Consider the following 17,272-nt stretch of genomic DNA (forward strand, 5'->3'; position numbering starts at 1 on the left):
GTTGCAGGAAGTATTGCAGAAGCCTGTCGTTATTATGAAATTTTTCAGGAAAAGAATTTTAAGAACTGCGCAATTGTTTCTTCATATAAGCCTAATCGTGGAGAACTTAGAACAGATTTTTCAAGCACAACAGAAGATTCAGAAAACTGGAAAAAACAGAAAGCCTATCTCAAAATGCTAGGCTACGACCCGGACCTTTCTGTTGAAGATGATGATTTTTATAAAAAGATTGAAGCCTTTGAAAAGCGTGTAAAAGAAATGTTTGTTGAAGAGCCTGCAAATATGCAGCTTTTGATTGTTGTGGATAAACTTCTGACTGGTTTTGACGCTCCTCCCTGCACTTATCTTTATATCGACAAGCCAATGCACGACCATGGTTTGTTCCAGGCAATCTGTCGCGTAAATCGTCTGGATGGAGATGATAAAGAGTTTGGTTATGTAGTTGATTACAAGGAGCTCTTTGGAGATTTAAAAGACGCAGTTAATTCATACACAGGAAACGCTCTGAGCGGATTTGATGAAGAAGATATTTCTGGTCTTTTGAAAAATAAACTTGAAGAAGGTAAGAAACGTTTTGAATTTTTGCTACAGGAACTTGAAACATTGACTGATGATGTTGAATATCCTCGTGACCAGCTTGCATTTAAACATTTCTTCTGTGGTGAAAGTGGAACTGTAGATCCTGACAATGACGATGATTTTGCAAAACTCAGAAGCAAAATGTACAAACTTGTTTCAAGTCTTGCCAGAGCTTATGCAGATTTAAAGCCTGCTTTTGAGGATGTTGGTTATTCAAAAGAAGAGCAGGAAAAATACAATAAGCTTGTAAAAGAATATGTCGATCTAAAAGATGAAATCGGACTTTCCAGCGGCGACTTTATTGATCTTAAGCAATATGACAGTGCAATGCGTCATCTTATTGACAATTATATTTCTGCTTCTGATTCTGAAAAGCTTGGGGATATGGAAAACTTCACCCTTCTTGCATATATTCAAAAAAAGCAGGAAGAAGATTTGAAAAACGGAAATTCTGAATCTGATAAGAAACATAAATCTGCACAGCAAAACGTAGCAGAAACAATTGAAAATAATATCCGCAGAAAGATTATTGAAAAGACTCCTGTTAATCCAAAGTATTATCAGAAAATGTCGGAATTATTCCAGACTTTGATTGATGAGAGAAAAGAAGAAGTCGCTTCTTACAAGGAAATGCTCGAAAAATATGCAGGTCTTGTAGTTCAGGTTGAAAAACCGGAACAAAACGATTCTCATCCGGCATCAATCCGTACAAGTCAAGCTCTCTGTGCTTTATATGATAATTTTGATGAAAATGAAGAATATGCCTTAGCTTTGCATAAAGCAGTCCTTGATACAAAACAGGATCACTTTAGAGGTGACTTAATTAAAGAGAGACAGATTAAAGGCGGAATTTATCGTGTTGTGCAGAAGTTTATGAACGAAGCAGAGCGTGATGAGCAGATGGCTACTGTTGAAAAAATATACAAAATTGTAAAAGAACAGGCAGAATACTGATGAATATTAATATAAGCGGAATTGATGTTCAAATAAACAAAAAGAATATCAAGAATATGCATTTATCAGTAAAGCCTCCTCTTGGCAATGTTGTTGTGTCTGCACCTCTCCTAATGAGCCAGAAGTCCATAGAAAATTTTGTGCGTCTGAATTTTGGCTGGATAAAAAAACAGCAGGAAAAATTTGCAAATCAGCCAAGAATGACAGCCCGTCAATATGTAAGCGGAGAAACTTATTACATTTGGGGAAAGCAATTATTTCTAGAATTCAAGTCTTCGCAAAAAAAAGCCTTCAAAATTGACGGAAACAAAATCATATTGGAAATGAAAGAAAATTCCACAGCAGAACAGCGCGAAAGATTTGTCCGTGAAGAGTTCAGAAAGATTTTAATTGAACAGTTAGACAGGCTTATCCCAAAATGGGAAGAAACAACCGGTCTTTATTGCAATTCGTTTCAGACAAAATATATGCTTACCCGTTGGGGAACCTGTAATTCAAAGGCAAAACGAATCTGGATAAATCTGCAGATGGTAGAAAAACCATTGGAATGTTTGGAATATGTGATTTTGCATGAGCTTACTCATTTGAAAGTTTCCAATCACGGCAAAGACTTTATCGCAAATATGGACAAATATATGCCTGACTGGAAAGATCGAAGAAATTTTCTTAATGGCCGAATTTTGGACAGTTATTAAAGATTATCAACGAGAGATTAAAAAACGAGGTCTTTCGCCATTCCCTAATTGAATTCCCATCACCCAATCGCCATCTTAGCCTGAATCGCCTGGGAATCTGCGTCCTTTGTAAAGCCGCTCAGCGTGATTTCTCCTTTGTCCATTACGTAATAGCGGTTGCTCACCGAAAGAACGAAATCCAGGTATTGCTCGACAATCAGAATCGTAATTCCTAGTTCCTTATTCACTCGCTCAATGGCGGTGGCTATGTCTTCGATGATTGACGGCTGGATTCCTTCGGTCGGCTCGTCCAGAATCAAAAGTTTTGGGTGGCTCACGAGTGCCCTTGCGATTGCGAGCTGCTGCTGCTGTCCGCCGCTCAGGTTTCCGCCTTTTCGGTTCATGAAGGTCTTTATAATCGGGAAAAGCTCAAAGATTTCCTCGTCGATTTCGCCTTTTCCGCCTGAAACTTGCAATCCGAGCTCCAGATTTTCTGCCACTGTGAGCTGTGGGAAGATTTCCCGGCCTTGCGGAACGTAGCCGATTCCGAGGGCTGCTCGTTCGTAGGTCTTTTTTCCGATGATTTCTGTTCCGTCAAGGAGAATGCTTCCTTCGGGCGTTTTGACCATTCCCATTATACTTTTGAGGGTTGTGCTTTTTCCGACTCCGTTTCGTCCGACAAGGCACACGATTTCGCCTTTTGGAACGCTCATCGAAAGCGATGGAATTATCCGGCTTTCTCCGTAATATGAACTGAGATCCTTGATTTCTAACATCTTTTTACGCTCCTTCTTCAACCACGCCGCTCTTGTGGAATTTTCCGCGCCCGAGGTAAACTGTCTTTACTTTTTCGTCCGCAAGGACTTGTGCCGCGCTTCCTTCCGTCAGGATTTTTCCTTCGTGCATCACGGTCACTGTGTCGGCGACGGCTTTAACGAATTCCATATCGTGCTCCACAACAACGACCGCATACTGTCTGGCGATTTTTTTGATAATTTCGCCTGTTTTTTCGGTCTCGGCTTTTCCCATGCCCGCAACTGGCTCGTCTAGAAGAACGACCGCCGGTTCCTGCACCAAAAGCATTCCGATTTCAAGCCACTGTTTTTGTCCGTGGGAAAGGGAAGCTGCCTTTTCGTCTTTTTTTTCTGTGAGCGAGATAAAATCCAGAATCATTTCAATCCGTTTCTTTTGTTTTTCAGAGATTCGGAAGAGCAGGGAAGAAATCAAATTCTTCTGGCCTTTGAGGGAAATTTCCATGTTTTCCCAGACGGTAAGGCTCGTAAAGACCGAAGGAGCCTGAAATTTCCGACCGATTCCTTCATTCACTATGTCCGCCTCACGCATTTTTGTTAAATCCATGTTCGTGTACTGTCTCAAACCAACGTCGATGCCACCGTGATAGATGATTTTTCCGTTTGAGGGCTTGGTTTTTCCGCAGATGATGTCGAGAAGCGTAGTCTTTCCTGCACCGTTCGGACCGATGAAAAAGTGCACTTTGTTCGGCATGATTTTTGTGTTCACATCGCTCAGAGCCTTGAATCCGTCGAATTCAACTGAAATATCATTGATTTCGATGACAGGCGTAATCTTTGATTTAGTTTCGTTCATTTTTTGCCCCCAATTTTCCCTTTATTAGATTCTTAACATCAACGCAAATTCCCATCACACCGCGAGGAAGGAAAAGAACGACCAGCACGAAAATTGCTCCGATGAAGTACGACCAGATTTCCGGGAAATTCTCGCTGATTAAAGTCTTTGTGATGTTCACTAAGAATGCGCCCAAAACCGCGCCGATTAAATTTCCTCTTCCGCCCACGGCAACCCAAATCGCCATGTCGATTGAGTTGGAAATGCTCATTTCGGAAGGTGAAATGATTCCGCTGAAAGGAACGAAGAGCGCGCCCGCAATTCCTGTGAAAACCGCGCTGAGACTGTAAACGAAGGTCTTGTAATTGGCCACCTGATAGCCGGAAAATCTCGTTCTGTTTTCGCCGTCACGGATTGCAACGAGGACTTTTCCGCATCTTGTCCGCATGACCCAAGAAAACAAGGCGTAAGTCAGAATCAAAATCGCAAGCGCAACATAGTACCAGATGTATTTTGTGGTTTTGCCTGCAATCGGGAGACCGAAAAGCGTTGAAAAGTCGGTTATTCCGTTTGTGCCGCCAGTGTATTCCTGTAGGCCGACAAAGAGCGTGACAAAAACCAGGGCGAGTGCCTGAGAAAGAATTGAAAAATAAACGCCCTTGATTCTGTTTGTGAATGTCAGAAGTCCAAGCAGGAAAGCGAGCAAGGCCGGAACCATAATGACCATGAAAATCGTGGTGGAAGGAGTTTTGTAAAAATCCCAGAACCACGGAAGACTTGTTCTGCCGCTCCAGCTCATAAAGTCGGGGAGTGAAGAAGAGCTTGCAACGAGCTTTAAGTACATTCCGAAGCCGTATCCGCCAAGACCGAAGAAAACGCCGTGCCCCAAGCTCAGAATGCCTGTGTGGCCCCAAATTAAATCAAGGGAAAGCGCGACAATCGCATAAGTGATGTATTTTCCGACCAGACTCACTCGGAACGGAGAAAGAAAAAGCGGAAGCAGAGCTACAATCATCATTATTGCGGCGAATGCAAGATTTTTCTGTCTGAAAGTGAGACCTTCGATTGTCGGCGTGCTTTCTGATTCGTCAAGACTTCGCGAGCGAATGGTGAACAAGCCCTGCGGCCGCTTTTGGAGGAACATAATTACAAGAAAGAGAACGATTGCCTTTGCGATGTTTGCCGAAGTTCCGAACTGAATCGCGGCATTGCTCATTCCGATTAGGAGTGCGCCCGCAATAGAGCCGGCAAGTTTTCCAACGCCACCAAGAACGACGACCATGAATGTATCGACGATATAGTTTTGTCCGAGCGAAGAGCCGACCGGTCCCAAAAGACAGAGTGCCGCACCTGCAACTCCCGCAAGGCCTGAGCCGATTGCAAAAGTGAGAGTGTCAATCCGGTTTGTGTGGATCCCAAGGCACTGAGCCATAGAACGGTTCTGCATGGTAGCCCGGACTTTTTTTCCGTAAGAAGTTTTGTACATCAAGAGGTACATTAAAAGAAGACAAAATGCCACGAGCAGGATGATGAAAACTCGTTTGTAAGTCATAATCACGCCCGCGACTTCAAAATTTCCGTTCAAAACAGAAGGTGCAGAGACGTTGACGTTCGGGGCTCCAAAAACCGAACGAGCAAGCTGCTGCAAAACAAGACTCACGCCCCAGGTTGCAAGAAGCGAATCAGTTTCGCGGCCATAAAGCCGTTTGATGACAAGCTGCTCAAGTGCCGCTCCAAATCCTGCTGAAACAAAAAACGATACCAGAATCGCAACAGGATAATACAAATCAAAAGCTGAAGCGGGCAGAAATCGAATAAAAAAATTCTGCACAAGGAAAGTGCTGTATGCGCCAATCATAATGAACTCACCATGAGCCATGTTGATGACGCGCATAAGTCCAAAAGTTATAGAAAGTCCCAGTGCCGCCAAAAGTAGAATTGAACTGAGACTAATACCGTTAAACAAAATCGTAAAAAATGTATTCATAAAATTTTTTCACAAAACAAGATTCACTGGCATATACAAAAACTGGCTCTCGGCGGGAACCTGCCACAAAAGTCGCGGTGAACAAGTTCAAGCGACTTTTTGTCAGAACCCCACCTACGCCAGTTTTTGCATCTGTCTGCTAATTTGTGCAGAAATTTTCTGCACCTTTTTTACTTAGCATAGATAGGGGCGTTACGGGATAGCGGAAAACGCATAATTAGATTCCCTGCTAAAAAATGGCTTCCAGTCATGAAAACGGCTTGTGAAACCGCATGCTAGCATGCTACACGCGTTTTGTGCTTGTAACTATAGACGCTTGCCGCTCACGCGGCAGCAAAAAACGAGTGTTTTCGCAAGCCGTTTCATTCCTTCGCGCCATTTTCAGTAGTAAATCGTTTATATGCTCACTGCTAACCGCTACCTGCTAACTTTTACAATCCTTTTGCCCAGTCGTAGGTTGAGAGGTATGGATCCGGCTTTACGGCACCACTTGTTGCCCAAACTTCATCGATAAGGCCGGTTTCGTTGATTTTGCCGATTCTAACTGGCTTGTAGATGTGCTGGTTTGATCCGTCGAGCGTGACTTTTCCTTCAGGGGCTTCGAAAGTGAGGCCCTTTGCTGCGGCCTTAACTTTTTCGACGTCGAACGAGCCTGCTTTTTCGGCAGCCATTGCCCACAAGTAAACTCCGATGTAACCAGCTTCGATTGGGTCGTCTGTAACTCGTTTTTCACCGTAAGATGACTTATAAGCCTTTACGAAAGCGTCATTCTGGGATGTTTTTGTTGTCTGGTAGTAGTTCCATGCAACATAGTGGCCTTTGAGGTTTTCGATTCCAACGCCACCGACTTCTTCCTCGGCGATTGAGAAACTCATTACCGGGATTGACTCGGCTGTGATTCCTGCGTCAGTAAGCTGCTTGAAGAATGCGACGTTTGAGTCACCGTTGAGCGTATTGATGATACAATCTGGCTTTGCAGACTGAATCTTACTTACGATTGTCGCAAAATCAGTGTGTCCCATCGGTGTGTATTCTTCACCGGCAACCGAGCCTCCAATATTTGCCAGCTGAGCCTTGATGATTTTGTTTGCCGTTCGCGGGAATACATAATCGCTTCCTACGAGGAACATATTTTTTCCGAATTCGTTCGCGCAGAATTCAACTGCAGGAACTGCCTGCTGGTTTGGGGCGGCACCCATGTACATGATGTTCGGGCTTGCTTCCATTCCTTCATACTGAACCGGATACCACAAGAGCGCGCCAGTTTCTTCGACAACCGGCTTTACTGCCTTTCGTGAAGCACTTGTCCAGCAGCCGAAGATTGTCGCGACCTTATTGTTCTGAATCAATTTCCGTGCTTTTTCGGCGAAAATCTGTGGTTCGCTCGCACCGTCTTCCTGAACGACTTCAATCAGTTTCCCAAGAACGCCGCCTTTTGCATTGATTTCCTTGATTGCGAGCATTTCAGCATCACGGACAGAAGTTTCTGAGATTGCCATAGTTCCGCTCAGAGAATGTAAGATTCCGACTTTGACGGTCTTTGACTCTTCTTTTTTCTCGCAAGAAGAGAGGGTGAGTGTGCCCAAAACAGCACCGGCCGCCAGAACAGTTGTGATGATTCCGTTAATTGTCTTTTTCATAGTTTTTCCTCCAAAATCATTTTAAAATAAAAAAAATGGCATCTCTTTTTCTAACCATGCCTGCATGGATGCAGGTTTTAAGGCTGGGAACAAAAATACAAGGAAGTATTTTTGTTCCAGAGACCCCATTGTCTTTATTGTTTTAAATTTGATTTTTTATTAATTTGTTTATGCAGTTTTTCGCTTCTGTATAAAAGAAAGAACTGCGAAAACAAGCATTCCGCTTGCAACAATTATTGCTCCGAGAATTGAATCCTCAACGCTCAGGTCAAAAAATCCTTCGCCCTCAAGAACCGAAGCAACTCCGTCCATGCTCCACATGAGGCTTGCTGCCCAGAACATGAGCATCGTCGCAAAAACATTTTTTGAAACAGCGGAATTCTTCTTCTGGTAGAAATAAACTCCGCTGAAAGCAAGGGCCGCACAAATCGTAAGAATCAAGCACATTATATCGCCCCCTGTAAGGTAATTTTTTCTTGTTTTTTGTTAATAAGATGCGCTATTAGTTCGGCAATTCCCCAGACAGCCGTAACCACAATTGCCATTGAAACACCGACTGTTGCCATCTCATGGAGCATTTCCGGGATATCCTCCGGATTCTTCATCGCGGTGAGGAAGGGCGGATAAAGCACAACTTCGCCGTGATAAATATGCTCAATCGCAAGAAGGAAACTTCCGCCGTAAAGCATTTTCTCAAGATTGCCGAGCCGGGTCTTGATTACCGAATCAGCATTCTTTTTGAATGCCAGTTTTTTTCCAACTGTAAGAACAACCGCTTCTCCGAGCGGAACCAAAAAACAAGCCATGTTGCCTCCAAAACAAAAAGGGAGCCTCGACTTGTGATCGAAGCTCCCTTGCTAAGTGCTAATGAAACTATATCGAGTGGGCGAATTTCTGTCAATTTGTGATTTTTCAACTTTAGTTCTAGCCAAAATTAGAAAAAAAATCATTTTTTCCTTAAAAAATACTTCCACAGTTTATGAAAAAATGTAAAATAAACATACATTTTTCCTATTCGAGACAAGGAAGTCGTTTTGGAGTAATCCAGAACGGCTTTTTTTTTTGCAGGTTTCAAATCAATTTTTTAGGGGGCAGACTATGAAAAGTGAAACAGATGAAAAAGCAATCAATGCGATATTGATAGAAATTAAACGCCTCGAAAATATGATTTGTGATCTTTTGAACGCCAGCGAAAACAGCAGCGACCTCAGTTTGTATCTGGAAAAGGCCGCCAAGAATTTCTCGCTTTCAGAAAGGGAATTTGATGTCCTAAAACTCATTGCGGACGGACGCTCAAACAACGAAATCAGCGAAAAGATTGAAGTGAGCGTTTCGACCGTAAAAAAACATATCTACAATATTTTCAATAAGGCCGGCGTAAATTCACGGACTCAGCTTTTGAATCTCGTGTACAGCCTGGCCTAGACCGGGCCTGTGCTTAAAGAATCTTATTGAGCGGTTTTGCGACCAATGTGATTACAGGCCCGATTAAAAACGACATGATGATAGAGCCGATGATAGAGCCTTGAATACCATCAGGATTCATTTTTCCGGCAAAAAATCCAATCATAACAGCTGTAAGATCATAAAAAATCCTCAGCAGAAAAAATGGAACGACAGGAATCGCCTTGCTCAGGATATTTGAGACAGCATCATACGGAGCGACACCCATCTTTGCGTTTATATAAATCGCGGCGACAACAGAAAAACAAAGCAAAGAAAGCACAAAAACTGCGACTCTGAGCGCGAAAGGCCCTTCGGCAAGCATCGTGTTGAATCCGATATTTCTCCAGATCCAGCGGCAGAGGTCAATCGTGTAGCCGATTAAAACCATGTTTGCGAGCGTACCAAAGCCAATCATCTCGACACCAAAAAGAATCGTAATGACGAGCAGGACAAGATAGACCGAAACCTGAGTGCGACCCATGCTCCAGCCAAAAAGGGCAGCGATATTCTGATTCATAAAACTCGCCGGGTCAGTTCCCCAGCCGATTTCCATAAGAAGCGAAATAAAAACACCCATCAGAATGATGCTTGGGAGCATAAACGAAAGTCTTTTTCCAAAATTCGGGACGATAAATTGGTTCAGTGAAAATTTCATACTATTAGTTTACAACAAAAACAAATTTTGTGCATTGAAAAAAAATTTAAAAAAAAAGGAAGAAACATCTTGACAGATTATATTTGATACGATATATTTAACACAGTTAGATTGTATACAATATATTTTACTAAAGCAATAAGGAGCAAATTATGGCAATTTATGATTACAAGGTTTTGGACAGAAAGGGCAATGAAGTTTCAATGGCTGATTTTAAGGGAAAAGTCCTTCTGATTGTTAACACAGCGACAGGCTGCGGCTTCACTCCGCAGTACAAAGGTCTTGAAGAATTGTGGCAGAAATATCACGAGCAGGGTTTGGAAATCCTCGACTTCCCGTGTGACCAATTCGGGCATCAGGCTCCAGAGGATGACGAAGGAATTCACGAATTCTGCCAGATGAAATACCACACAAGCTTCGACAATTTCAAGAAAATCGAAGTCAACGGCGAGAACGAGCTTCCGCTTTACACATTCCTCAAGAGTCAGAAAGGCTTTGCGGGCTTCACAGGCGCAAAAGGTGCTTTCATGAGCGCGTTCATCGGAAAATCCGACCCAAATTACAAAAACACACCGAGCATCAAATGGAATTTCACAAAATTCCTGGTTGACCGCGAAGGAAATGTAATCGAGCGATTCGAATCAACAGTCGAACCAAAGAAAATCGCTGAAAAAATCGAAAATTTGTTGTAAAATTAATGGAGGAGCAAGCTATGAATTACGAAATTATCATAATCGGTGCCGGGCCAGCTGGAATTTCTTCGGCTCTTTACGCAAAGCGCGCAAATCTCAATGTCGCCGTCATTTACTCAGGCGAAAGCCAGCTTGAAAAAGCTCACAAAATCGATAATTATTACGGCTTTCCCGAAGGAATCACCGGCCAGGATTTGTATGCAAACGGTATCGCTCAGGCAAAAAATCTTGGCATTGATGTGATTGAAGCCGAAGTCACCCACATCGAGATGCTTGCCCCACCTCCAAAAACTCAGTACATTGTAAAGGCAGGCGGGAATGAATATTCTGCTCCAAGCATAATTCTTGCGACCGGAAACAAAAAACTCCGCCCGCAAATCGAAGGAATTGTTGATTTTGAAGGGAAGGGCGTAAGTTACTGCGCTGTGTGCGACGGATTTTTCTACCGCAAAAAGAATGTCGCAGTTATCGGAAGCGGAATCTTCGCCGTAGAAGAAGCAACTCATCTTGCACACATCGCTGAAAGCGTTACAATTCTTACCGATGGAAAAGATGATTCCGAAATTCGTACAGAGCTTTCAAAGGATTCTTCTCTTTCCGAAAAAATCAAAATCGATGGCCGGAAAGTTGCAAAAATCCTTCCGAACGCAGAAAACACAAAGGTCGGAGGCGTAAGTTTTTCAGATGGCGAAACGCTTTCGCTTGACGGAGTTTTCGTCGCCCTCGGAAGTGCAGGTGCTGCGGATTTTGCAAAAAAACTCGGTCTCATGCTCAACGGAGACTCAATCGCCGTAAACGAAAAAATGGCTACAAATGCTCCTGGCATTTTCAGCTGCGGAAATGCGAACGGTGGATTGCTCCAGGTTTGCAAGGCCGTATATGAAGGTGGAGTTGCGGGCTTGGCTGCCGTAGACTACATCCGAAATCTTAAAAAGGCTGACTGATTATGGGAAATTATGATTGCTTGAAACTTGAAAACCAGCTTTGCTTTCCTCTTTATGCGGCGAGCCGTGAAATCTTACGGAAATACACTCCGCTTTTAAAGGAAATCGGGCTGACTTACACTCAGTACATCGTCATGATGGTCTTGTGGGAAAAGAAGTCGCTCACGGTGGGCGAGCTGGGGAAAATGCTCTATCTCGACACCGGCACCCTTTCTCCGCTCCTAAAATCAATGGAAAAAAAGTCGTTGATTAAAAGGGAGCGGAATTCCTCGGACGAGCGGATTGTTGAAATCTCAATCACAAAAGAGGGAGAAGGGCTTAAAGAAAAAGCAGTCTCAATTCCGCAAAAAATCGGCTCATGTTTGAACATTACGAAAGAGCAGGCTAAAGCACTGTACAAAATTCTTTACAACATTCTTGGTTCAGGGGAGTCAAAATGATTCAACTGGAGCATGTTCTTCCTTCCGACATCGAAAAAACAAGTTTCTCAATTATCGAGCGCGAACTTGCCGAAAAAAATATTTTTCTTCCAGAAGAACTTGCTCCGATTATCATGCGCGTGATTCACACCACGGCTGATTTTGAATATGTTAATACATTAAAATTTTCGCCCGATGTTGTTAAAATTATAAAAAATGCAATTCTGAGCGGTGCTGACATTGTTACCGATACGAACATGGCTCTGGCCGGAATCAATAAAAAAACTCTGGCAAAATTCGGTGGCGAAGCACATTGTTTTATGGCTAATGAAGAAGTTGCCAAAGAGGCCAAAGAGCAGAATCTTACTCGCGCGGCTGTGAGCATGAAAAAAGCCAGTCAGCTTCAAAAGCCTGTGATTTTTGCAATCGGAAACGCGCCCACAGCCCTTGTTGAGCTTTGCTCTCTCATGGAAAGCGGATTCAAACCCGTGGCGGTTATCGGAGTTCCTGTTGGATTCGTGAATGTCGTTGCCGCCAAAGAAATGATTATGGCTTCGGGTGTGCCTTATATCGTGAACGAAGGACGGAAGGGCGGAAGCACTGTGGCGGCCGCAATCTGCAACGCGATTTTATACAGTTTGAAGTGAGCCTAGAATTGCCGGAATCTCCGAAACTTCTATTACCGCATATTCTGGTGGCGTAAAATTTTCCCCATAAAGATTGATCCAGATTGTGTGCCAGCCGAGTTCGCTTGCGGGCACGATGTCATTCTGGAATGAATCGCCGATTATCAAAAGTTCGCCCGGGGCTTTGGCGGATTTTTCCTGTGCGATTTCAAAGAGGCGTTTATCGGGTTTAGGGAAGCCATGTTCCCCAGAAATTATGATTAAATCGCGTGAAATCCACTTTTCCAACCCAAGAGTTTTGATTTTGTTCCGCTGATGCTCGCCGTGTCCGTTCGTGATTATTCCGAGATTTTCAAAATGTGTCTTTGCAAAATCAAGCATAGCGACAATCTGGGGGTTAAGTTTCATGGAATAAAGGTGCTTTTTGTACAATCTGTAAAAATCTTCGGCCTGCTCGCGGCTAATTCCAATCCCGACATCGGCAAAACCTCTCTGAAATCGGAAAATGTACATTTCAAGCTCGGTGATTTCACCATTCTGGCATTTAAAAAAGACTTCATCGCCACGGATTCTGCACCTGTCGTTGGCATTTGCCTTTGATTCCTGGTGTTTCTCGCCAAAAAATTCGTCAAAAGCGAGAAAAAATGCGTCTCTTCTGAAGTAAAGGGTGTCGTCTAAATCGAAAAAAATTGTTTTCATGCTGATTTTGTGCTTTCCTCAAACCAGTTTTCAACTTGCAGGCCCGTGAGTTTTTGAATTGCCTCAAAATGCCTTACATTCCGTGTAACCAGAATCATGCGGTTTGCAAGCGCGATTGCTGAAATCTCAGTGTCTGAACTTTGAATCGGATTGCCAGATTTTTCGAGCATAGCCCGGATTTGCGCGTGAATTTCTGCTGATTTCTGAGTATAGCTGATAATTTTGAAATTTTCACGAATATCGTCTTTTATGAAATCCAAAAGATATTTCTTGTTCATGCCGTCCTGCATACGATAAGCCCCAAAAAGCATTTCCTGCCAGACAGGAGCACAAATCGCGCAGTCCGAAGTATGTTCCACGAATTTTGTAATCACATTGAAACTTGGTTCTGGCTTGATGATTTCTGAGACGATATTGCAATCGAGCAAATAGTGTGGGGCTTCTTCTTGTTCTTCCATGCTGCGCTGCACCCCTTTTTATTGATTGAAAACTCCGTCCCAGACATCGGTTTGATAGGTATCGAGCGTTTTGTCTTTGGCCTCGGAGAAAATTTTGTCAATCTCGTTGTTTGTGAACATGCCTGCCGTGCGTTTTCGGAATGCTTCTGCTCGCTCCAAAATTGCCGGCTTTTTTTTGTGTGCGGATGCGACAAGGCTGTTGTACTCTGCAAATGAAACCAACACAGCGACATTCTGATTTCGGCGGGCGATAAAAACCGGGCCGTCAGACTCCGCCTGATGAATAAATAGGGGGAGTTTGTTTTTTGCTTCGAAAATTGGAATTGGTCTGAGCATAAGCACCTCCTTGATACGCACGCATATCATTTTCTACAATAATCCTACTCCAATATAGCCATTTTGTCAATTCCATATAGCTATATTCTCAAAATCTTTATTGCTTTTTTTTGATTTTTTTCTGATAATTAATGAAGTTATGCAGAATCACAAGAATCCTACGAAATCTTTTTTCCTTCTCAAAAAATCTTCTGAGCCGGATATCGGTTTTACTACGGGAACTTGTGCGGCAGCGGCAAGTGTTGCGGCAATCCGGATGCTTCTGAGTCAAAAAATTGTGCCGTATGTGACTCTGACCACGCCCAAAGGTATCAAAGTTTTCCTTGAAATTGAAAATCAATCGTTCGACATGGATTCTGCAACTTGTTCTGTGCAAAAATTTTCTGGAACGGATCCGGATGTTACGAATGGAATCAAAGTTTTTGCAACCGTGCGGAAATGCACTGACAATCAAGACAGTCAAATAGTAACAAATTTTCAACGCGATTGCCTTTCTGACGGAAGGGCAGAACCCTTCATTAAAATCACGGGTGGAAAGGGTGTAGGACGAGTGACTTTGCCTGGACTAGATCAAAAACCGGGCGAAGCAGCGATAAATTCTGTGCCACGGAAGATGATTTTTGAAGGCGTAAAGCGTGAGATTGAGAAATTCCTGCTTTCAAGAAAACATCCTGAACATGAATTTTCCTTGCCTTTTGGCAGACTACAGTTTGAAGATATAGAAAATACTCTTCCGTTTTCAATTCCCATGTCTCTCGAAGTAGAAATCAGTGTTCCGGGTGGTGAAGAAATTGCAAAACAGACTTTTAATCCCAAACTTGGAATTGTCGGCGGAATTTCAATCCTCGGAACCAGTGGAATTGTCGAGCCGATGAGTGAACAAGCACTTTTGGACACGATTCAGGTTGAAATCAATGTGCGAAAAGCGCAGAGCTTTGAGGTTCTTTCGATTGTACCGGGCAATTATGGCGCGGATTTTCTTCAGTCGGAATTCGGCTTTTCGGTGGAAACGGCGGTTCATTGCTCGAATTTTGTGTACGATTCGCTGATTATGGCAAAAAATTCCGGCTTTAAAAAGATTCTTTTTTGCGGTCACTTGGGAAAACTCGTGAAAGTTGCGGGCGGAATCAAAAACACTCATTCTAAATACGGTGATCATCGCATGGAAATAATTTCCGAGGTTGCGCATGATTTTATCCCGGATGAACAATTTTCTTCTATATATAAGGAACTTTCGGCGTGTATTTCGACAGAGCAGGCGGTAAAAATCCTGGATTCTATCGACGAAAATCATCGGACTAGGGATAAAATCATGGCAGAAATCGCAAGACGAATCCAAAAAAACATGGTAGAGTGGACGGGCGGAAAGCTTGAAATTAAAGTGATAGTTTTCACGAAGGAACACGGACTTTTGGGAGAAGCAGAATGATTTATTTTATTGGTGCGGGGCCAGGGGCGGCGGATTTAATTACTGTCCGCGGGCAGAAGTTGCTTGAAAAAGCTGATGTTGTGATTTGGGCTGGCTCACTCGTGAATGAAGAATTGCTTAAAAATTGCAGAGAATGTGCACAAATTTACAACAGCGCAAAGATGACTCTTGAAGAAGTGCTTGCAGTCATGAAAAATGCCGAAAAATCCGGGAAGACAACCGTTCGTTTGCATACAGGCGATCCTTGTTTATACGGCGCGATTCGTGAGCAGATGGATGAACTTGAAAAACTGGGTATAAAATATGAATCCGTACCGGGTGTAAGTTCATTTTGCGGAGCTGCGGCAAGCCTAAACCTCGAATATACGCTTCCGAATGTTAGTCAGTCTGTGATAATTTCACGACTGGCGGGCAGAACCGATGTCCCCGAAAAAGAAAGCCTTCGTTCGCTCGCTCAGCACAATGCGACGCTCGTGCTTTTTTTAAGTTCCGGGATGTGCGAGAAAGTGCAGGCTGAGCTTATTGATGCGGGGATTCCACCTCAGACACCAGCGGCTCTCGTTTACAAAGCGACCTGGGCGGACGAAAAAAAAGTCCTTTGCACAGTAGGAACACTTTCAGAATCAGCAAAAGCAAACGGGATTTCAAAAACAGCCCTGATTATCGTGGGCGATGTCGTATCACACACAAATTATGATCGGTCAAAGCTATACGATCCGGGTTTTAAGACGGAATTCCGTGAAGGTTCGAGATAATCTGTTCAAAAAGGATTTTACATCGAGCCGCAGCCCGGTAATACAGGACAAAATTTCGTAAAGGAAGGAAATAAAATTAAAGGGCAGGAGAGTCCGGTAATTTCAGTACATGCGGCCGCTGCGAGTGTTGCTTCCCCAACAAACCGCCGCTTTTCTTACCGGACATTCTCCTGCCTTTTGCTAATGCGTGCTGATGCCGGTGACTATGCTTCAGCTTTCCACAGGCCATGCTTGTTGCAATACTCGTAAGCCGCAAGCAATTTTTCGCCTGAAAGAATAAATGTAGCTTCCGGTTTTTCGCCCGGATTAAGATATTTTCGCTGAATTCCTTTGTCAGTCTCAATTACAATCCACTGAATCCAATGGTCTGCCTCCATAGGATGAACTGCCGAACCAACTTTAACAGTTACATTGTCGCCAGTCTGCTCAATTACAGGAACATGCTTCTCTGTAGCACCGTCAGTGGTATTTGCCTTAAGTTCAGTCATTTCTTCGCCACAGCATACAACAACCGGGCAACCTTTGTTTACGATTTCAATGATTTTGCCGCATTTCTTGCATTTAAAGAATTGTGCCATATTTCACTCCTTGAAAAAGAATCTATTTAAATTATAAGCCAGGATTTTCAATAAAGCAAAGAAAAAAAACTTGCGGAAACCTAAACTCTTAGGTTATACTGAATTTATGTCCAAAAAAACCGAACAGATATACAAGGCAATCGCCACACTTGAAGATTTACAGAATCAGATTTCAATAATCAATCAGCTTGAGAAATCAAAAGAAGACTCGGAGCTTACCGAAGCCGAACGAGCCGAAAAAATCCGGCATCTTGAAAATATAGAATTTGAAATGGGACAATCTTTAAAATCACTTCGTTTTTGGATCGGCTCACTTTATTCATACAACGGAAAATCCACAAGCAGGGCAAAAATTGCCGCAAGCCAGGAAAACGGCAAAAAAGGCGGTCGTCCTCCAAAAAGAATCACCGACATGAAAAAGCGGAGCGTTATTCTTGAGGAAACGCTTGCCAGTTTGAAAAAAGAAAAGCTTTTGACGACAGATTTTGACCGGGAAAATGAAATTGAAGCTGAAATCTCAGGATATGAAAATGAGCTTGAGAGAATAAGAGAAGAAATCGAAATCTGGAATCAGCAGAAAAAATGAAGTGAGAAAAAAATGCCGCTCCGTTATGGAGCAGTGCCGAAGGCAGCCGCGAAGCGGCCGAGCGTTAGCGGGCTGCGGAACAACGGCAGCCTGAAAAATTTGCGCTTTAAAATAAAAAACATCAGCACTCTTTGCGGAATAGTAGATTCGAACTACTGACCCCCACGATGTCAACGTGATGCTCTAACCAACTGAGCTAACCCCGCAGACAGTGCTGATGTGATAAAA

21 protein-coding genes and 1 tRNA gene are annotated in these 17,272 nt (G+C 43.2%); 10 read left to right on the plus strand and 12 right to left on the minus strand.

Annotation, left to right across the window (positions count from 1 at the left end; translation table 11 throughout):
* On the plus strand, positions 1-1,533 hold a 1,533-nt coding region (locus IJJ71_RS11065), incomplete at its 5' end, for a type I restriction enzyme subunit R domain-containing protein (RefSeq protein ID WP_486389625.1).
* The gene (locus IJJ71_RS11070; RefSeq protein WP_296847054.1) at positions 1,533-2,228 is read left to right on the plus strand and encodes a M48 family metallopeptidase; all 696 of its coding nucleotides are present in this window, start codon (positions 1,533-1,535) and stop codon (positions 2,226-2,228) included. The genes IJJ71_RS11065 and IJJ71_RS11070, both read left to right, overlap by 1 nt.
* Positions 2,229-2,287: 59 nt before the next feature.
* Here IJJ71_RS11070 and urtE read toward each other — a convergent pair whose 3' ends face one another.
* The 6 genes from urtE to IJJ71_RS11100 form a co-directional block, all read right to left on the minus strand.
* Entirely contained in the window at positions 2,288-2,983 is a 696-nt protein-coding gene (urtE, locus tag IJJ71_RS11075; protein ID WP_296847055.1) for an urea ABC transporter ATP-binding subunit UrtE, read from the minus strand.
* Between the two features lie 4 nt (positions 2,984-2,987).
* On the minus strand, positions 2,988-3,815 hold the full coding sequence (gene urtD, locus IJJ71_RS11080) for an urea ABC transporter ATP-binding protein UrtD (protein ID WP_296847057.1): 828 nt from the start codon (positions 3,813-3,815) through the stop codon (positions 2,988-2,990).
* The gene (urtC, locus tag IJJ71_RS11085) at positions 3,802-5,781 is read right to left on the minus strand and encodes an urea ABC transporter permease subunit UrtC (RefSeq protein ID WP_296847059.1); all 1,980 of its coding nucleotides are present in this window, start codon (positions 5,779-5,781) and stop codon (positions 3,802-3,804) included. The genes urtD and urtC overlap by 14 nt, the downstream gene beginning before the upstream one ends.
* 431 nt (positions 5,782-6,212) lie before the next feature.
* Positions 6,213-7,421 carry an urea ABC transporter substrate-binding protein gene (urtA, locus tag IJJ71_RS11090; protein WP_296847060.1) on the minus strand — a complete coding sequence of 403 codons (1,209 nt, stop codon included), beginning with the start codon at positions 7,419-7,421 and terminating at the stop codon, positions 6,213-6,215.
* Between the two features lie 168 nt (positions 7,422-7,589).
* Positions 7,590-7,868, minus strand: a complete 279-nt coding sequence (locus tag IJJ71_RS11095) for a hypothetical protein (protein WP_296847061.1) — start codon at positions 7,866-7,868, stop codon at positions 7,590-7,592.
* Complete coding sequence (locus IJJ71_RS11100) at positions 7,868-8,227, minus strand: hypothetical protein (protein WP_296847062.1); 360 nt, start codon at positions 8,225-8,227, stop codon at positions 7,868-7,870. The genes IJJ71_RS11095 and IJJ71_RS11100 overlap by 1 nt, the downstream gene beginning before the upstream one ends.
* A gap of 292 nt (positions 8,228-8,519) precedes the next feature.
* Here IJJ71_RS11100 and IJJ71_RS11105 point away from each other — a divergent pair, with 292 nt between their 5' ends.
* A complete protein-coding gene (locus IJJ71_RS11105) occupies positions 8,520-8,846 on the plus strand; it encodes a response regulator transcription factor (RefSeq protein ID WP_296847063.1) in 327 nt (108 codons plus the stop codon).
* A 13-nt stretch (positions 8,847-8,859) separates the two neighbouring features.
* Here IJJ71_RS11105 and IJJ71_RS11110 read toward each other — a convergent pair whose 3' ends face one another.
* On the minus strand, positions 8,860-9,522 hold the full coding sequence (locus IJJ71_RS11110; protein WP_296847065.1) for a YczE/YyaS/YitT family protein: 663 nt from the start codon (positions 9,520-9,522) through the stop codon (positions 8,860-8,862).
* A gap of 152 nt (positions 9,523-9,674) precedes the next feature.
* Here IJJ71_RS11110 and IJJ71_RS11115 point away from each other — a divergent pair, with 152 nt between their 5' ends.
* Genes IJJ71_RS11115 through IJJ71_RS11130 form a run of 4 tightly spaced genes read left to right on the plus strand, consistent with a single transcriptional unit; the run spans position 9,675 to position 12,224 of the window.
* Entirely contained in the window at positions 9,675-10,214 is a 540-nt protein-coding gene (locus tag IJJ71_RS11115) for a glutathione peroxidase (RefSeq protein ID WP_296847066.1), read from the plus strand.
* Between the two features lie 20 nt (positions 10,215-10,234).
* Positions 10,235-11,158, plus strand: a complete 924-nt coding sequence (locus IJJ71_RS11120) for an NAD(P)/FAD-dependent oxidoreductase (RefSeq protein WP_296847067.1) — start codon at positions 10,235-10,237, stop codon at positions 11,156-11,158.
* A gap of 2 nt (positions 11,159-11,160) precedes the next feature.
* On the plus strand, positions 11,161-11,598 hold the full coding sequence (locus tag IJJ71_RS11125; RefSeq protein WP_296847069.1) for a MarR family winged helix-turn-helix transcriptional regulator: 438 nt from the start codon (positions 11,161-11,163) through the stop codon (positions 11,596-11,598).
* Entirely contained in the window at positions 11,595-12,224 is a 630-nt protein-coding gene (locus tag IJJ71_RS11130; protein WP_296847070.1) for a precorrin-8X methylmutase, read from the plus strand. Before IJJ71_RS11125 ends, IJJ71_RS11130 begins: the two co-directional genes overlap by 4 nt.
* Here IJJ71_RS11130 and IJJ71_RS11135 read toward each other — a convergent pair.
* The 3 genes from IJJ71_RS11135 to IJJ71_RS11145 are packed head-to-tail and all read right to left on the minus strand — an operon-like array spanning position 12,207 to position 13,696.
* Positions 12,207-12,902 carry an HAD family hydrolase gene (locus tag IJJ71_RS11135; protein ID WP_296847071.1) on the minus strand — a complete coding sequence of 232 codons (696 nt, stop codon included), beginning with the start codon at positions 12,900-12,902 and terminating at the stop codon, positions 12,207-12,209. The genes IJJ71_RS11130 and IJJ71_RS11135 overlap by 18 nt on opposite strands.
* The gene (locus IJJ71_RS11140; protein WP_296847072.1) at positions 12,899-13,360 is read right to left on the minus strand and encodes a type II toxin-antitoxin system VapC family toxin; all 462 of its coding nucleotides are present in this window, start codon (positions 13,358-13,360) and stop codon (positions 12,899-12,901) included. The genes IJJ71_RS11135 and IJJ71_RS11140 overlap by 4 nt, the downstream gene beginning before the upstream one ends.
* 18 nt (positions 13,361-13,378) lie before the next feature.
* Entirely contained in the window at positions 13,379-13,696 is a 318-nt protein-coding gene (locus tag IJJ71_RS11145; RefSeq protein ID WP_296847073.1) for a type II toxin-antitoxin system Phd/YefM family antitoxin, read from the minus strand.
* A 139-nt stretch (positions 13,697-13,835) separates the two neighbouring features.
* On the opposite strand from IJJ71_RS11145, the gene cbiD reads away from it, so the two are divergent.
* The gene (gene cbiD / locus IJJ71_RS11150; protein ID WP_296847074.1) at positions 13,836-15,125 is read left to right on the plus strand and encodes a cobalt-precorrin-5B (C(1))-methyltransferase CbiD; all 1,290 of its coding nucleotides are present in this window, start codon (positions 13,836-13,838) and stop codon (positions 15,123-15,125) included.
* A complete protein-coding gene (cobM, locus tag IJJ71_RS11155) occupies positions 15,122-15,880 on the plus strand; it encodes a precorrin-4 C(11)-methyltransferase (RefSeq protein ID WP_296847075.1) in 759 nt (252 codons plus the stop codon). Before cbiD ends, cobM begins: the two co-directional genes overlap by 4 nt.
* A 203-nt stretch (positions 15,881-16,083) precedes the next feature.
* On the opposite strand, the gene IJJ71_RS11160 is transcribed toward cobM, so the two are convergent.
* Complete coding sequence (locus tag IJJ71_RS11160) at positions 16,084-16,458, minus strand: desulfoferrodoxin (RefSeq protein ID WP_296847076.1); 375 nt, start codon at positions 16,456-16,458, stop codon at positions 16,084-16,086.
* Positions 16,459-16,564: 106 nt separating this feature from the next.
* Between IJJ71_RS11160 and IJJ71_RS11165 the strand changes: the two genes are divergently transcribed.
* Positions 16,565-17,044, plus strand: a complete 480-nt coding sequence (locus IJJ71_RS11165; protein WP_296847077.1) for a hypothetical protein — start codon at positions 16,565-16,567, stop codon at positions 17,042-17,044.
* 132 nt (positions 17,045-17,176) lie between these two features.
* Here the strand turns inward: IJJ71_RS11165 and IJJ71_RS11170 are convergent.
* Positions 17,177-17,250 (minus strand) — tRNA-Val (locus IJJ71_RS11170).
* Positions 17,251-17,272 lie beyond the last annotated feature (22 nt).

Origin of the sequence: Treponema sp. (genome assembly GCF_017430385.1) — a bacterium.
Lineage (GTDB): Bacteria > Spirochaetota > Spirochaetia > Treponematales > Treponemataceae > Treponema_D.

Bases quoted from the DNA above. Each gene is read 5' to 3' on its own strand.
- IJJ71_RS11070 (WP_296847054.1), top strand. From the start codon at position 1,533: ATGAATATTAATATAAGCGGAATTGATGTTCAAATAAACAAAAAGAAT.
- urtE (WP_296847055.1), bottom strand. From the start codon at position 2,983: ATGTTAGAAATCAAGGATCTCAGTTCATATTACGGAGAAAGCCGGATA.
- urtD (WP_296847057.1), bottom strand. From the start codon at position 3,815: ATGAACGAAACTAAATCAAAGATTACGCCTGTCATCGAAATCAATGAT.
- urtC (WP_296847059.1), bottom strand. From the start codon at position 5,781: ATGAATACATTTTTTACGATTTTGTTTAACGGTATTAGTCTCAGTTCA.
- urtA (WP_296847060.1), bottom strand. From the start codon at position 7,421: ATGAAAAAGACAATTAACGGAATCATCACAACTGTTCTGGCGGCCGGT.
- IJJ71_RS11095 (WP_296847061.1), bottom strand. From the start codon at position 7,868: ATGTGCTTGATTCTTACGATTTGTGCGGCCCTTGCTTTCAGCGGAGTT.
- IJJ71_RS11100 (WP_296847062.1), bottom strand. From the start codon at position 8,227: ATGGCTTGTTTTTTGGTTCCGCTCGGAGAAGCGGTTGTTCTTACAGTT.
- IJJ71_RS11105 (WP_296847063.1), top strand. From the start codon at position 8,520: ATGAAAAGTGAAACAGATGAAAAAGCAATCAATGCGATATTGATAGAA.
- IJJ71_RS11110 (WP_296847065.1), bottom strand. From the start codon at position 9,522: ATGAAATTTTCACTGAACCAATTTATCGTCCCGAATTTTGGAAAAAGA.
- IJJ71_RS11115 (WP_296847066.1), top strand. From the start codon at position 9,675: ATGGCAATTTATGATTACAAGGTTTTGGACAGAAAGGGCAATGAAGTT.
- IJJ71_RS11120 (WP_296847067.1), top strand. From the start codon at position 10,235: ATGAATTACGAAATTATCATAATCGGTGCCGGGCCAGCTGGAATTTCT.
- IJJ71_RS11125 (WP_296847069.1), top strand. From the start codon at position 11,161: ATGGGAAATTATGATTGCTTGAAACTTGAAAACCAGCTTTGCTTTCCT.
- IJJ71_RS11130 (WP_296847070.1), top strand. From the start codon at position 11,595: ATGATTCAACTGGAGCATGTTCTTCCTTCCGACATCGAAAAAACAAGT.
- IJJ71_RS11135 (WP_296847071.1), bottom strand. From the start codon at position 12,902: ATGAAAACAATTTTTTTCGATTTAGACGACACCCTTTACTTCAGAAGA.
- IJJ71_RS11140 (WP_296847072.1), bottom strand. From the start codon at position 13,360: ATGGAAGAACAAGAAGAAGCCCCACACTATTTGCTCGATTGCAATATC.
- IJJ71_RS11145 (WP_296847073.1), bottom strand. From the start codon at position 13,696: ATGCTCAGACCAATTCCAATTTTCGAAGCAAAAAACAAACTCCCCCTA.
- cbiD (WP_296847074.1), top strand. From the start codon at position 13,836: ATGCAGAATCACAAGAATCCTACGAAATCTTTTTTCCTTCTCAAAAAA.
- cobM (WP_296847075.1), top strand. From the start codon at position 15,122: ATGATTTATTTTATTGGTGCGGGGCCAGGGGCGGCGGATTTAATTACT.
- IJJ71_RS11160 (WP_296847076.1), bottom strand. From the start codon at position 16,458: ATGGCACAATTCTTTAAATGCAAGAAATGCGGCAAAATCATTGAAATC.
- IJJ71_RS11165 (WP_296847077.1), top strand. From the start codon at position 16,565: ATGTCCAAAAAAACCGAACAGATATACAAGGCAATCGCCACACTTGAA.